Below are 14,005 nucleotides of genomic sequence, written 5' to 3' on the forward strand. Positions count from 1 at the left end.
AAAAGCATTTATTGAGGAGAACATATTATGAATCTACTTTACGTGGTGTTAATTGGGCAAATACTTCTTTTTTTAATTGGTGCAATTTATGCAATGCGACAGACAAAAAGAACGAAAGATAATATGCCGTTACCTTTAGCGATCCGTCTTATTCTTAGTTTTTCTTTAACGGGTAGTGCAATTTGGATATGGTTACAAGATCCATCTGTAGAGTATAGTACATGGGTTGCACTTGGTATGACTTTATCGACTGTGGGAGATTTGTTTATGGCTGGGCTCATTCCAATTGGTCACCGATTAATTGGTGGAATGGTTACTTTCGCTCTTGCTCATTGTTTTTATGTAAAAGCATTTTTGCAAACAGGAATTTCATGGAATGGTTTTTGGATTGGCTTACTCGTGTATGGACTATTTCTAATTGTAGGATGGTTCTTCTTTATCCGAAATGATAAACAGGATAAATTGTTTACGATAGGAGCTCTAATTTACGGATTATGGGTTGGAGGAATGGCTTGCTTTGCATTCGCCTTATATTATGAAAATACAGGAATATGGTGGATACCAGCGTTTGGTGGTTTACTGTTTGTGATTTCTGATTTTATTATTGGTGTGACAGATATCGGAGGGCGTAAAGTGAAGTATGAGCCACTTTGGATTTGGTTTACATATGTAGCTGCTCAAATGTGTATTGTATATGTGGGACTATAAAAAGATACTCTCAAAAATAGTAGATAGACTATTTTGAGAGTATCTTTTTTTACTTGTTTAATTTGATCAGTATTTTCATTTTTAGATATTATTATTTTGAAATTTCTAATATTATAATTTTAGAATTCAGAATTTTGTGGAAAGTTATTGGTCGTATTATTTATAATAAAAGTAAAAAGATGATGAGATGGTGAAATGATGCAAAAGAAAAAACGTTGGCGTGAATTCTTTGGAACTATTGCAATTGCATGTTTATTAGTGTTTTTGGCGAAAATTTTTGTGTTTTTTCCTACGACTGTAAAAGGAGCTTCCATGAGGCCAACGTTACAAGATGGAGATAAGGTGATTGTTAATAAGTTAGCAAAACAATTTGAAAGCTATGGAAGAGAAGATATTATTGTTGTGAAAACAGATAATTTTTATGTCAAAAGAGTGATTGCATTACCAGGAGACATAATTGAGATGAGAAATGATCAATTATATGTGAATTCTGAAGTGAAAGATGAAGAGTATTTGGATAGTAATAAAAAACAAGCAGAAAAAAAACTTATGAATTTAACAGAGGATTTTGGACCGATTACAGTTCCTAAAAATAAGATTTTTGTTATGGGAGATAATCGCTTAATAAGTAAAGATAGTAGAAATGGTTTAGGTTTTATTGATAGAGAAGATGTGTTAGGAAAGTTAGCAGGCATTTATTATCCGTTTGAACATATGAAGATAATAAAGTAAAAAAACCAAGCAAATTGTAGTTTGCTTGGTTTTTTGTTAAACAGTAGGAGATTCATTAGATACAAAGATATCTTCATGTTTCTTTGTAGTACTTAAAACGAATTTATGTTGCAGCAATTGTAGTTTAAATAACGCTAAAGGATCATGATATGTTTCTGGATTGCTTCTTAGCGTTGCTAATGTTTGTTCGTCTTCCGTTATCTCAAGTTGAGCTGCATCTACATTTTGTTTCAATATGCTAAGTGGATCTTTAAAGAACATCATGATATCGCGTTCTAATGCCCCTTCAAATACTTCAAATTGTAGGAAGAATTGTTTTGAAATTGTGTGAGCGATTTCTGTATAGTCTTCTGTTTCAATATATTGTTTATATTTGTTAGCGAGCATAGATTGGTTTTTTTGCATATTACCAAATAATTTTCCCGCACTTTTTAAGAAAAACTGTGTTGGTGTAGAGCGTAATAAAATATTGATGTTTGTTACTGTAATTCGATTTGTCATTCGTACAACATCTCGATTCCAATCATCTAATAATTTGAAATCGCAAGGAAGTTTCATACGTTCTTCTTTATATAATTTATTAAAAGTCTCACTCATTTCATCTAAATAAGCTTGAGCTTGAATAAATTCATTATGTGCTGTTTCAATCCATTCTTGAATAGATCTAGTAAATTTAGGAAGAAGTACTTGTTGTACATGCTTTTGAACTCGTGCATTCATTGCAGTATTTAATTCTTCATGAACTAGTTTGAAATCACTATCTTCTTGAACAAGATCAGAGCAACTCTGTAATAATTCAGGAATTTGAGAATGTATATCTCGTGTGATTTCTTCTTTCGTCAGAAGATAGGATTCTGTAATAGAGCGAATTTTATCTTTTTCAAGAGCAGTAAGGTTATTAATAAATCCAGTAAGTTTCACTGAGATATGTTTATTCCAGCGTACGGATTTTACTAATGTATTTTCTAATTCCACACGTTCATTTATGAGATAAGCAATTGTCTTTTGCGTAAACCATATTAGTTTTTCTATACGTTCTTTTTCTATGTCGCGTTCTGCCAGATTAGAGAGAATAGATTCTGTTACATCTCCAAGTTGCTGGCTACTCTCTTGCGAAGGAGAGTATGGGAAGAATTGTGCATCTGGAAAATGAACTTTAAGCTTACTAATTAGTTTTTCATTAGTAGTCGTACTATTTGTGTGTAATACGAAGTGAATTTGTAAGTTTGGTACTTGTTCACGTAAATAAATTAACGTATCAATTTCTTCATTATGCAATGGTGAAGAAGAATTTAATACGTAAATAAGGCTATCTGCTGCCTGTAAGTATTCAAAGTATGCATTGTTTTTATCCAATTGTCCATGAATGGATGGTGTAATAAGAAATGTAAACTTATTTTTTCTTAAAAATCTACTTGGTAGCTTAATTTCTATACATTTTTTCTCGAGTTCTGACTGAGCAGATGTAGCTGTTATTTGATGGAAGTCATCAAGGTTAGGGATATTGCGTATATCTAACTCGGTGAATTCTGTTATTTCAGTTTGACTATCGTCTTTAAATAGAATAGGAGTTGTTAAAGTTTCAGTTAAGATGTTCTCTCCCAATATTGAATTGATAAATGACGTTTTATCATGGTCACTAGTTCCAGCTATTAGTAGTGGTGTGACATTTAAATCACACAGTTCATGGACGAGTAGTGTAAATTGATGACTTAAATCTACATCATTTTTCTCAGCCCACACAGCGATTGTTTCGAATAAATGAGAAACTGTTTCCATATTTACATCTGCTTCAGCTGATGTATTAGAAAGTAAGGATCCAGCACTTTTTACGAGTAATGATTCTAAAGTTGTAGGTGAGACTTCATTCCATGCTAACACTGCCGCAGAGACAATTAGGGAATCTTTTGCTTTCGTTAAACTAAACCAATTTGTTAATAAATTTGGTACAAGTCCGTTCAATTCATGCATAAAATGATTTCCGGTAATTAATGCAAAGTATGTTTCTTGATAGCGAGTAGAAATTTCATTCCAATCGTCATTATTGTCTGTTTCAATATGCAAGAATAAATGATTAATACTTTGAATCCAAGAAAGGTATAAGGATTCATGTTGATAACTATTCCAAAGAGCGATAACAAGTTCTTTAAATTGAGCTTGATCAACAACATATAGGGCTTTTAAAGACTCATAGAAATATTCAGGCTTAATATTTTTAGTAAATCCTTTGTTTATGTAATTTATTAACGTATCAAACCAGTGTAAAGATTGTGTTCGAATACCTTCTTGAACAGCTAGTTCGATAGCATTGTTCCAATCTTCTTGTTTTTCATAGAAAGAACGTGCGATTGCAGTAATATTTGGGTAATCCGGTTGGAATGCAACAGCTTCACTAATCGTTTTAAATGCAAGACCTAAACGATCTTGTTCGATATAAAGAGAAAGAAGTTGTAAGGAAACCTCCATCGTAAGAGTTGTATCTTCTGTTTGAATGGATTGATAAATTTCTTCTGCCTTTGGTAAGAATCCTAGTTCAAAATAAGCATCTGCAATATTTTTGGTTGCCCAAAGTGCAAGAGTGTTATTTACTTTTTCCCATTTAAATATAGCTGCTTCAAAATCTTTATTTTGATAATAAAATTCACCTTGAGCAAATCGAATATTAGAAATGTTGGAGAATTCATTTTTAGATTCATTTATATATGCTTCACCGAGTACTTCCGATGCAGGAGTAGAAGTTTCTTCTGGTAAAAATGTTTTATAGTAAACTTTTTGAATAAATTGATTTTCAATGGTCATGTTCGTTCCCCCCTGTATAATTTAGAAAAATGATGTTGTATGTAAAAGGGTGCATGTTCTTTTAATAGGTAGAAGTTGCATTATATAGACCAAACTATGTTTTTGCTAGGTATATCATTTTTCTTGAGAGTTAAACCGTTGCGAAAAGTAACTTTCCTTTATTGTAACAAAAAAACACGCATATGAATTTTTATTTTTTATCGGGACATTGGCAGGCAGTAAGAATCTAATCTCAAAGTTGGTGAATGTAAGGGAGTTATGTGAAGTCGGGATACCTGTAGAAGCCTGATTGGTGTAGGCTAACAATCCGTATAGGATGAGGATTCCCTCCACTAATTAAAGTTCCACTTTATCTCTGTTAAAGGAACGAATAGAAGTAGAGTTCATTATAAAAACAATGTATAGTGAATATGTATACCATGTTTGCCTTAAAGATAGAACGGGTACAATGTGGAATAACGATCGTGCATAGGATGTGTCTTCCGAATGGAACAACATATTGGCGAGTTAATCGCGCATTATGGGTATTTTGGAATTATTATAGCTTTGGCTGGTGGGATTGTCGGATTACCGATACCAGACGAGTTTTTATTGACCTTTGTTGGTTATAATGTTTCAAAAGGAGTTATGTCAGGAACTGCTGCTTTTTTAAGTGGGATGGCTGGTGCGATGTTAGGGATTACGTTAAGCTACATATTAGGTTTAAAACTTGGGCTCCCTGTTTTAAAGAAATATGGGCCGAAAATTAGAATTAAAGAACATCACATTGAAAAAACACATATTTTATTTGAAAAATATGGGCCATTTCTTTTAATGATCGGTTATTTTATACCAGGAGTACGTCATTTAACGGCATATTTTGCTGGGGTATCGAATTTAACACTTTGGCGTTTTTGTTTGTACGCTTATGGTGGTGCGCTCATTTGGATAAGTGTTTTTATTGGGCTTGGCTGGAAGTTAGGCGAGAAATGGCGCTTCGTTGAGTATAGTTTACATCATTATGGAATATGGATTTTATTAATTTCAGCAGTTGTTACATGTGTTGTATGGTTTTATATAAAGAAAAAGAAAAACCGCTAATAGCGGTTTTTTTAGCTGAAAGCAATAAATAATACACCAGCTGTAATAAAGACTACACCAATGCCGGTCATAAAGTTTAACTTTTCACCGAGTATAATCATAGCGAGAATGATAGAAAATACGACGCTTAATTTATCGACAGGAGCTACTTGTGAAACCTTTCCTGTTTTGAGGGCAAGAAAATAAAATAGCCATGACGAAGCACCTGCAACTCCACTTAATGTGATAAATAGCAGTGCTTTTTTATTTAGCAGTACGTCGCCGATATTTTGAAATTTACCTTGTATGATAATAACGCCTATCATAAATAATGCCATAATAATAGATCGAATTGTTGTTGCAACGTTTGCATCGATTCCGTCTAAACCAAACTTTCCGAAAATCGATACAAGGGCAGCAGCAATTGCTGATAATAGTGCAAATAAGAGCCACGAACTCATAGTAAAATTCCTCCAATCTTACATTATTATACATGAAAATGATTCTCATGTATAAAGTTGAATCAATCGGGCTTTTACGAGCTAAATAACGAAATAATCCCCACCTTATATTTTTAATAAGGTGGGGATTATTATACTACTCTGCAATTTCCTCATATAAAAAGTACGTTACATTATAAATATGTTCTACTTCATCGTCTGTCATAAACAGTAATTCGTCACGCTCAATCCCTTTTTTCTTTTCAATAAACTCAATCATGTTTTTGCGTTCTTCTCTCTTCATCAATTTTATTTCTCCTCTCAATCTGTTTTAATACAGTTTATTTAAGTTACTGCTATTATATAACAGAATCTTTAGAAAGTTCCACCTATTTTATTGTTTTTTTCAAAAGAACTTTTCGACAAAACAAGCCCACCTAAGGGGGGGCTTGTTTTATTTTATAGTCGTAAAAACTCGGGCTCCGTCGTACCGGCACCATCGATGTAATAAATTGTGTCGGGATTGATTTTTATCAATACGTAATTAGGGTCTTCAGGACCAAGTAACCAGCGTTTTAAGCTATTATTCCAAAACTTGTTTTTTAATGTTGAGTCTTCCTCAATCGAAGCTAATCCTTCAACTTCAATATAATCTTCGTCTAATTTTTTTCCTTCTCGTCCGAGTAGTACATGGACATTAGGATTGTTTTCAATATCTGTTATCTTTTTTGATTTCCGATCTGTTGCAATATATAACACAAAATCTTCGTGGAAAAACATCATAAAGGCACCATGAGGTTTATTTTCACGTACAGTAGATAATACACCAGTTCGTTGACCACAAATAATAGTTTCAATTTTTTCTTTTAAATGCATGTTTTTAGCCTCTTTTCATACTTTGTAATTTTCTTCGTCTAAATAAAAATGAAGCATCTTTCATACTCTTTTCATCAACATGATTTTTTAAACGTAATTGTGATGAAATCGGACAAGTTAGGAGAAGAATAATAATAATATTGAGGAGAAATACATACGATGGAAGGATGAAAAGCATGTTTAATAAAATATTTCTTATAGTAGCGCTTATAGGTGTACCACTTTCTGTACTCGGAAAAACACTTCATTGGCCTCAAACAATCATGTTCGCTGTGTATTGTATTACTATTATCGCATTAGCGGGTTTTATGGGGAGAGCGACAGAAAGTTTGGCAATCGTATCGGGGCCAAGAATAGGTGGATTATTAAATGCTACTTTCGGTAATGCTGTTGAACTTATCATTTCAATTTTTGCACTTCAAGCAGGATTAATTGAAGTGGTGTTAGCTTCTTTAACAGGATCTGTACTTGGGAATTTACTTTTGGTAGGGGGGCTATCCTTTTTTATAGGTGGACTTAAATATAAAAGGCAAAGCTTTAACGTTTACGACGCAAGGCATAATTCAGCTTTATTAATTTTTGCTGTTGTCGTGGCTTTTGTTATTCCAGAGATTTTTTCAATGAAGATGGACGTTAGCAAGACGTATCAATTAAGTATAGGTGTTTCTATTATTATGATTATCATGTACCTTGCTGCATTACTATTTAAGTTAGTTACGCATCGGGGTGTATATCAACATAAGAGTGACGAAGTAGCGCATGAAGAAGAGCCAGAGTGGTCGAAAGGAAAAGCGCTCCTTATTTTAGCGATAGCAACCATTGCGGTAGCTTATGTGTCAGAGGCGCTCGTGCATACATTTGAGACGGTTGCGAAGTCGTTTGGCTGGTCAGAGTTATTTATTGGGGTTATTATCGTTGCAATTGTTGGAAATGCGGCGGAACATGCATCTGCAATTATTATGGCTTATAAAAATAAAGTAAATATTGCAGTCGAAATTGCAATAGGCTCTACATTACAAATTGCAATGTTTGTTGCTCCTGTATTAGTATTGCTCTCTATGTTCTTCGCGCAGAGGATGCCTTTAGTATTTACCATACCAGAACTTGTGTCTATGATTACAGCGGTTTTCTTAACGATTGCGATTTCAAATGATGGAGATACAAATTGGTTTGAAGGCGGTACTTTATTAGCGGCGTATGTCATTATGGGAATTGGTTTTTATTTATTATGAAAAATAGGCATAACAATTGTGCTCGGAGAAAACAATAAAGTGAAACTTTAATCAGTGGGGGTTCTGTTCATCACCCGCTGGTTATTAGTTGAACCAATCGGGCATTTACGGGCAGTTGATTTCCCACCTAACTTCTTTGCCTCAGCCGAATTTTGAGGTGGGAGTTTTACTGCCCGTTAATGCGGGATAAACAAAGTAGTATATATACCTTTACATAGGAAGGAGCCAGACAGGTGAAACGAGTATACAGCATATGTCTTTCAACTATGGTCTCGTTTATTTTATTATTTCCTAACATGAGTTTTGCAAAGACAACAGTAGGAACAAAAATGCCTTCATCTGTTTTAAATATTTCAAAAGACAATACGTTTCCAAATGATGCGCAAGATTTGCCACGCTTACAGCCAAGTAAGTTTGCTCAAGAACTATTGAAAACAGCTAATATTAAAATTGAAAATCCAGACTTAATTCGGATGTTTAATGAAACGACAATTTCAAATGCGCCGCTTGCGGTAGGGTACCGGGCAAAAATTTATTTAGGACAATGGGCTTTACGTTATGAATCAGTAGACACATCGATTAATTGGGAATATAAACAAGTGAATCGAAATGTGTATGATAATCGCGGGGGAGATCGTTTATATCCACTTCGCTATAAGCAAGAAACACAAAAGACGGTTGAAGGCGATTTAACAGCAGATATGAAAAATGCTGCAGATGTGAAAAAAATGATGCTTCTCAAAGCGCTTGAAAAGGTACAATTGCCCCTTTCTTTTAAAACAACTATTGGTTATGGTACTGGACATGAGCGTGTGTATAATATTAGTCCGAGTCAACTCGGATATTTATACGCTTATACACCAGCAGTAAATGAAAAGGGAAAAGTAACATTTGGAGAAGTATACCTTGTATTAAAAGGAAATCAAAAAAGGCTTGTTGTGAAAAATATTACCTCTCAAGGAATTGGAGCAGCGATTCCAATTCATGATCATTTGTTTTTTAAATTCATTTCTTCTTCTCACTCTCAATAACATAAAAAAAACGTCAGCTTATAAGCTGACGTTTTTTTATAATGTAATGTTTGCTGTTTTTGATAAGAAATCTTCTGTTGGATAGTAGCTGTTTTTTACAAGAACATTTGGTCCAAGACATTTTACTGCAGGACAGTGACAGCTTAATGATTTTGCTGTTTTTGAAGCACTCCATTTGTCGTATGCTTCTTGTAATGTGTTTGTTTGTATGTTTCCTAGAAGTGGAACATCACCAAAATCAGTAACGATAATATTGCCATCAAAAATATTTACATTTAAGCGTGAACGACCATCCGGATCATTACGAACAGTTACATTCTTGCTCTCCTGTAATTTTTTAAATGTAGCTATATCTTTTTCGTCATCGCTACAAGCATAGAAAGGTAATGTTCCAAATAACATCCAGACATTTTCATCACGAATTTCTAGTAAATGCTCAATTGCATCACGAATTTCAGCTTTTGTTAAAATTTCTAGATTGCTCGCGAAGTCACTCGGATACATCGGGTGAACCTCATGACGTTTACAGCCCATCTCTTCGACGATTTGACGGTGAATATGTTCAATATGTGGTAGAGTTCTTTTGTTTAACATCGTTTCGGCCGATACAAGTACACCTGCATTTGATAGAGCCTTACTATTTGTAATCATTCTTTCGAATAATTTTGCACGTTGTTCATAAGTAGGTTTACGCTCCATCATCGCAAATCCGCCTTCAACGAAGTCATCAATTGTTCCCCAGTTATGAGAGATATGCAACACGTCTAAATAAGGAATAATTTGTTCGTAACGTGCTAAATCTATAGTTAAGTTAGAGTTGATTTGAGTGCGAACGCCTCGTTCATGGGCATATTTTAAGAGTGGTGTTACATAGTTGTCGACGGATTTTTTTGAAAGCATCGGTTCTCCGCCAGTAATACTTAAAGAACGTAAATGAGGAATCTCATCTAATCGTTTTAATAAAAGCTCCATCGGAAGCGGATTTGGATCTTTCGGCTGTAATGTGTAACCAACAGCGCAATGTTCGCAACGCATATTGCATAACGTTGTTGTTGTAAATTCAACGTTTGTTAATAGTAGTTTGCCGTACTCTTCAAGGTCCATATACGCTTCCCATGGATCGTAAGAAGGAGTAATCGGCTTCATTTTTTGTGATATCGTCATATGAAATACTCCTTTGACTATTGAAATAACAATTTGTCCATTCTCTATAATAGAAGAATATGTACTTTTTATAAAGTGAAACTTTTTAGCATAAAAAGAGAGAAGGCTTACATTATAGTGGATGACTGTGAAAAAATTGATGAAATTTCATGCCCATAGTAATCGTTTTTGCGGTATAATAAAAGCAACTCGAATTAAAAGGAGAGTGCCTTCATGGGAAAAGCAATCCAAGATAAAGACTCACAATTAGTATATTTAAAAGAACGTTTAAATATGTTTATTGAAGTAATTGATACAATTGAACCTGAAGAAGTAGAGTTAGAAGATGTAGATCGTCTTCTTGCGATGTTAGATGAATTAGAATTCAAATGTGAGCAATTTAAAAAAGACGAATAATATATTAAAAAGGCTGCCAATACAAATTTGGTAGCCTTTTTCTGTATGGATAATAGAAGGAATATAGAAAAAAAGGTATAATCAAGTTGTGAAAAATTTCATTTATACTTTAATAGCATTGAAATAAATAAAAAGCTGAAGAGCATAACAATGGAATTTTCATCTCATAACGTTTTGGTAGCGTTCACAATTGAGGGGGAAGTAACAATGGAAAAGCTTCAAGAAAGCATGTATCAACTAGTTGTTGAAACGTCAACGAACTTACCGAAAGATGTTCGTCGTGCAATTCAACAAGCGAAAGAGCGAGAAAATGCAGGGACTCGTTCTGCGATGGCACTTGGCACAATTACGAATAATATTAAAATGGCAGATGATAATATCTCGCCGATTTGCCAAGATACAGGGATGCCAACGTTTAAAATTTATACACCAGTTGGTGTGAATCAATTAAAAATGAAGGAAGCTATCTATAGTGCGCTTGAGCGGGCGACAAAAGATGGTAAACTTCGCCCTAATTCTGTTGACTCTCTTTTTGGAGACAATAGCGGAAATAATTTAGGGCCAGGTACACCAGTTATTAAGTTTGAGCAATGGGAACAAGATTATATTGATGCACGTTTAATTTTAAAGGGTGGCGGCTGTGAGAATAAAAATATTCAATATAGCTTACCGTGTGAATTAGAAGGACTTGGACGCGCAGGCCGTGATTTAGAAGGAATTCGTAAATGCCTTCTTCATGCAGTATACCAAGCACAAGGTCAAGGATGTAGTGCAGGTGTAATTGGTGTTGGTATCGGGGGAGACCGCACATCAGGTTATGAATTGGCAAAAAATCAATTATTCCGTACATTAGATGATGTCAATCCAGTACCAGAGTTACAAAAGCTTGAAGAGTACGTATTAGAAAATGCAAATAAGCTTGGTATTGGTACAATGGGATTCGGCGGAGAAACAACTTTACTTGGTTGTAAAATTGGCGTATATAACCGCCTGCCAGCTAGTTTCTACGTATCTGTTGCGTATAATTGCTGGGCATATCGTCGCCTTGGTGTAAAAATCCACCCTGAAACAGGAGAAATTATGGATTGGTTATATCAAGAAGGTGAAGATACACTTCAGCAAGAAGTACAAGAAAAAACAGAGCAACGTGAGATTGTATTACAAGCACCAATTACAGAAGAGCAAATTCGTGAACTTCGCGTTGGTGATGTTGTAACAATTAATGGCATGATGTATACAGGTCGTGATGCAATCCATAAGCATTTAATGGATAACGATTGTCCAGTAGACTTAAATGGCCAAGTTATTTACCACTGTGGTCCAGTTGTAGTGAAAGACGAGAATGAAAATTGGCAAATTAAAGCGGCAGGTCCAACGACAAGTATTCGTGAAGAGCCATACCAAGGGGATATTATGAAGAAATTCGGTATCCGTGCTGTAATCGGTAAAGGCGGCATGGGTGCAAAAACATTAGCAGTATTAGAAGAACATGGCGGCGTGTACTTAAACGCAATTGGCGGTGCGGCGCAATATTATGCTGAATGTATTAAAGAAGTGAAAGATGTTGATTTCTTACAATTTGGTATTCCAGAAGCAATGTGGCATTTACGCATTGAAGGTTTTAAAGCAGTTGTAACGATGGACTCTCATGGTAATAGTTTACATGCAGATGTCGATAAAACATCACTTGAAAAATTAGCTAGCTTTAAAGAGCCGGTATTTAAATAAACAAAAATGCATCTCGAATCTTTCGAGATGCATTTTTTTGGTATATATAGAAAAACATGCACAGCATGAAAGAAAGCAGGGAAACAGAAACTACAGGTACGATTATATATGGAAAGGAGACTATTTATGAAATATAAATGGTTATATATAGGTCTCATTTTTTCAATTATGATGGCACTTGTTCCAGTTTCAACGTTGGCTTATACAAATACTCCACATAACTGGGGAATTCCGCGTCCTAAAAATGAAACAGTACCAGATGCAGGAAAACTTTATACAGAATTGCTACAAAAAAATGGAGGATTTTATTTAGGGGATACGAAGAAAAAAGATATTTATTTAACATTTGATAATGGATATGAAAATGGCTATACAGGACAAATTTTAGATGTATTAAAAGAGAAGAAAGTACCAGCTACTTTCTTTGTAACAGGGCATTATATAAAAACGCAAAAAGATTTATTATTACGAATGAAGAATGAAGGACACATTATCGGAAATCATTCGTGGAGTCATCCTGATTTTACAGCAGTTAATGATGCGAAACTTCGTGAAGAATTAACGAGTGTAACGGAAGAAATTAAAAAAGTAACGGGACAAAAAGAAGTGAAATATGTACGTCCTCCGCGAGGGGTGTTTAGTGAAAGGACATTAGCTCTTACGAAAGAAATGGGCTATTATAATGTATTTTGGTCACTCGCATTTCTTGATTGGAAAGTGGATCAGCAAAGAGGGTGGCAATATGCGCATAACAATGTAATGACGATGATTCACCCAGGATCTGTTTTATTACTTCATGCAATATCAAAAGATAATGCAGAAGCACTTGCGAAAATCATTGATGATTTGCGCGAGAAAGGGTATCATTTTAAAAGTCTAGATGACTTAGTAAAAAGCAATCAACCGTAAGCATGTATGCTTGCGGTTTTCTCATGCTATAATGATGTGTAAAAAGGATGGGGAAACGTATGTGGAGCGAACATGTTACGTTAGAGTATCCATATCATTTTGAAGAGGTATTAAAACGTTTATCTTTTGATCCTCTCAACGTCATTCAATTAGATGAGAAAGTCATTTATGTCCCGCTTTGTATAGACGAGGAACAGATTGTTGTTCGCTTGCAAGGGATTGGTACTGTTCAAAATCCACAGTTTTGGATTTCTAGTCAGACAGGAGATCCAGAGAAAGTAATGAAACGAATGAGGGCCATTTTTCATTGGGATGATCCGTTTCAAGATATACAAAATCATTTTTTAAGCACATCATTACGTCCACTATTTGAGATGTATGCTTATACTCCAATTATTTTAGAATTCGATTATTTCGCTTGTCTTCTTCGCTGTATCATTCATCAACAAATAAATTTGAAATTTGCTACTGTGCTAACAGAACAATTTGTAAAACGATATGGAACAGAGAAGAACGGTGTCTTCTTTTTCCCGACTCCGGAAATAGTAGCAAATATTTCAATAGAAGAATTGAGAGAGCAGAAGTTTAGTCAGCGGAAGGCTGAATATATAGTAGGGTTAGCAAAACGTATTGCCCGTGGTACATTAGATTTAGCGAGTATAGAAACCAAGACGGAAGAAGAGGTTTCAGCACAATTGTTACCAATTAGGGGGATTGGTGCATGGACAGTGCAAAACTTTTTAATGTTTGGGCTTGGGCGGAAAAATATGTTTCCGAAAGCAGACATCGGAATTCAGCGTGCAGTGCAAGGTGTATTTCAATTAGATGATAAACCTGATGATGCATTTTTAGAAAACGTAAAACAAGAGTGTGAACCATACTGCAGTTATGCAGCGTTATATTTATGGAAAAGTATAGAGTAGAGGTGTAA

At 34.7% G+C, this 14,005-nt stretch carries 14 protein-coding genes; 9 read left to right on the forward strand and 5 right to left on the reverse strand.

Translation table 11 applies throughout. The features are described from left to right. Positions 1–27: 27 nt before the first annotated feature. On the forward strand, positions 28–708 hold the full coding sequence (locus COK05_RS10635) for a lysoplasmalogenase (protein WP_098612556.1): 681 nt from the start codon (positions 28–30) through the stop codon (positions 706–708). 195 nt (positions 709–903) lie between these two features. After that, positions 904–1,440, forward strand: a complete 537-nt coding sequence (gene lepB, locus COK05_RS10640; protein WP_098612557.1) for a signal peptidase I — start codon at positions 904–906, stop codon at positions 1,438–1,440. Positions 1,441–1,476: 36 nt separating this feature from the next. Here lepB and COK05_RS10645 read toward each other — a convergent pair whose 3' ends face one another. Then, positions 1,477–4,239 (reverse strand): tetratricopeptide repeat protein, encoded by a 2,763-nt coding sequence (locus COK05_RS10645; protein WP_098612558.1) that lies wholly within the window; start codon positions 4,237–4,239, stop codon positions 1,477–1,479. Between the two features lie 486 nt (positions 4,240–4,725). Between COK05_RS10645 and COK05_RS10650 the strand changes: the two genes are divergently transcribed. Beyond that, the gene (locus COK05_RS10650) at positions 4,726–5,319 is read left to right on the forward strand and encodes a DedA family protein (protein ID WP_098612559.1); all 594 of its coding nucleotides are present in this window, start codon (positions 4,726–4,728) and stop codon (positions 5,317–5,319) included. 11 nt (positions 5,320–5,330) lie between these two features. Here COK05_RS10650 and COK05_RS10655 read toward each other — a convergent pair whose 3' ends face one another. The 3 genes from COK05_RS10655 to COK05_RS10665 form a co-directional block, all read right to left on the reverse strand. Continuing rightward, positions 5,331–5,759: an EamA family transporter gene (locus COK05_RS10655; protein WP_098612560.1), complete on the reverse strand. Its 429-nt coding sequence runs from the start codon at positions 5,757–5,759 to the stop codon at positions 5,331–5,333. A 136-nt stretch (positions 5,760–5,895) separates the two neighbouring features. Then, a complete protein-coding gene (locus COK05_RS10660) occupies positions 5,896–6,042 on the reverse strand; it encodes a BH0509 family protein (RefSeq protein WP_000817786.1) in 147 nt (48 codons plus the stop codon). Between the two features lie 155 nt (positions 6,043–6,197). Further along, positions 6,198–6,614 carry a pyridoxamine 5'-phosphate oxidase family protein gene (locus tag COK05_RS10665; protein ID WP_098612561.1) on the reverse strand — a complete coding sequence of 139 codons (417 nt, stop codon included), beginning with the start codon at positions 6,612–6,614 and terminating at the stop codon, positions 6,198–6,200. 176 nt (positions 6,615–6,790) lie between these two features. Between COK05_RS10665 and cax the strand changes: the two genes are divergently transcribed. Next, the gene (gene cax, locus COK05_RS10670) at positions 6,791–7,846 is read left to right on the forward strand and encodes a calcium/proton exchanger (RefSeq protein ID WP_141539011.1); all 1,056 of its coding nucleotides are present in this window, start codon (positions 6,791–6,793) and stop codon (positions 7,844–7,846) included. Positions 7,847–8,079: 233 nt separating this feature from the next. Continuing rightward, complete coding sequence (locus tag COK05_RS10675; protein WP_098612563.1) at positions 8,080–8,877, forward strand: YfkD famly protein; 798 nt, start codon at positions 8,080–8,082, stop codon at positions 8,875–8,877. Between the two features lie 36 nt (positions 8,878–8,913). On the opposite strand, the gene yfkAB is transcribed toward COK05_RS10675, so the two are convergent. Continuing rightward, positions 8,914–10,041: a radical SAM/CxCxxxxC motif protein YfkAB gene (gene yfkAB / locus COK05_RS10680; RefSeq protein ID WP_098612564.1), complete on the reverse strand. Its 1,128-nt coding sequence runs from the start codon at positions 10,039–10,041 to the stop codon at positions 8,914–8,916. A gap of 213 nt (positions 10,042–10,254) precedes the next feature. Here yfkAB and COK05_RS10685 point away from each other — a divergent pair, with 213 nt between their 5' ends. The 4 genes from COK05_RS10685 (at position 10,255) to COK05_RS10700 (ending at position 13,997) form a co-directional block, all read left to right on the forward strand. Beyond that, entirely contained in the window at positions 10,255–10,437 is a 183-nt protein-coding gene (locus tag COK05_RS10685; RefSeq protein ID WP_098612565.1) for an SE1561 family protein, read from the forward strand. A gap of 207 nt (positions 10,438–10,644) precedes the next feature. Further along, positions 10,645–12,165 carry a class I fumarate hydratase gene (gene fumA, locus COK05_RS10690; RefSeq protein ID WP_098612566.1) on the forward strand — a complete coding sequence of 507 codons (1,521 nt, stop codon included), beginning with the start codon at positions 10,645–10,647 and terminating at the stop codon, positions 12,163–12,165. Between the two features lie 126 nt (positions 12,166–12,291). Then, positions 12,292–13,074 carry a delta-lactam-biosynthetic de-N-acetylase gene (gene pdaA, locus COK05_RS10695; RefSeq protein ID WP_000875971.1) on the forward strand — a complete coding sequence of 261 codons (783 nt, stop codon included), beginning with the start codon at positions 12,292–12,294 and terminating at the stop codon, positions 13,072–13,074. A 59-nt stretch (positions 13,075–13,133) separates the two neighbouring features. Further along, the gene (locus tag COK05_RS10700) at positions 13,134–13,997 is read left to right on the forward strand and encodes a DNA-3-methyladenine glycosylase family protein (RefSeq protein ID WP_098612567.1); all 864 of its coding nucleotides are present in this window, start codon (positions 13,134–13,136) and stop codon (positions 13,995–13,997) included. Positions 13,998–14,005: the final 8 nt, after the last annotated feature.

The organism is Bacillus cereus (assembly GCF_002567495.1).
In the GTDB taxonomy this organism is placed as follows: Bacteria; Bacillota; Bacilli; order Bacillales; family Bacillaceae_G; genus Bacillus_A; species Bacillus_A cereus_AQ.

Bases quoted from the DNA above. Each gene is read 5' to 3' on its own strand.
- COK05_RS10635 (WP_098612556.1), top strand. From the start codon at position 28: ATGAATCTACTTTACGTGGTGTTAATTGGGCAAATACTTCTTTTTTTA.
- lepB (WP_098612557.1), top strand. From the start codon at position 904: ATGATGCAAAAGAAAAAACGTTGGCGTGAATTCTTTGGAACTATTGCA.
- COK05_RS10645 (WP_098612558.1), bottom strand. From the start codon at position 4,239: ATGACCATTGAAAATCAATTTATTCAAAAAGTTTACTATAAAACATTT.
- COK05_RS10650 (WP_098612559.1), top strand. From the start codon at position 4,726: ATGGAACAACATATTGGCGAGTTAATCGCGCATTATGGGTATTTTGGA.
- COK05_RS10655 (WP_098612560.1), bottom strand. From the start codon at position 5,759: ATGAGTTCGTGGCTCTTATTTGCACTATTATCAGCAATTGCTGCTGCC.
- COK05_RS10660 (WP_000817786.1), bottom strand. From the start codon at position 6,042: ATGAAGAGAGAAGAACGCAAAAACATGATTGAGTTTATTGAAAAGAAA.
- COK05_RS10665 (WP_098612561.1), bottom strand. From the start codon at position 6,614: ATGCATTTAAAAGAAAAAATTGAAACTATTATTTGTGGTCAACGAACT.
- cax (WP_141539011.1), top strand. From the start codon at position 6,791: ATGTTTAATAAAATATTTCTTATAGTAGCGCTTATAGGTGTACCACTT.
- yfkAB (WP_098612564.1), bottom strand. From the start codon at position 10,041: ATGACGATATCACAAAAAATGAAGCCGATTACTCCTTCTTACGATCCA.
- COK05_RS10685 (WP_098612565.1), top strand. From the start codon at position 10,255: ATGGGAAAAGCAATCCAAGATAAAGACTCACAATTAGTATATTTAAAA.
- fumA (WP_098612566.1), top strand. From the start codon at position 10,645: ATGGAAAAGCTTCAAGAAAGCATGTATCAACTAGTTGTTGAAACGTCA.
- pdaA (WP_000875971.1), top strand. From the start codon at position 12,292: ATGAAATATAAATGGTTATATATAGGTCTCATTTTTTCAATTATGATG.
- COK05_RS10700 (WP_098612567.1), top strand. From the start codon at position 13,134: ATGTGGAGCGAACATGTTACGTTAGAGTATCCATATCATTTTGAAGAG.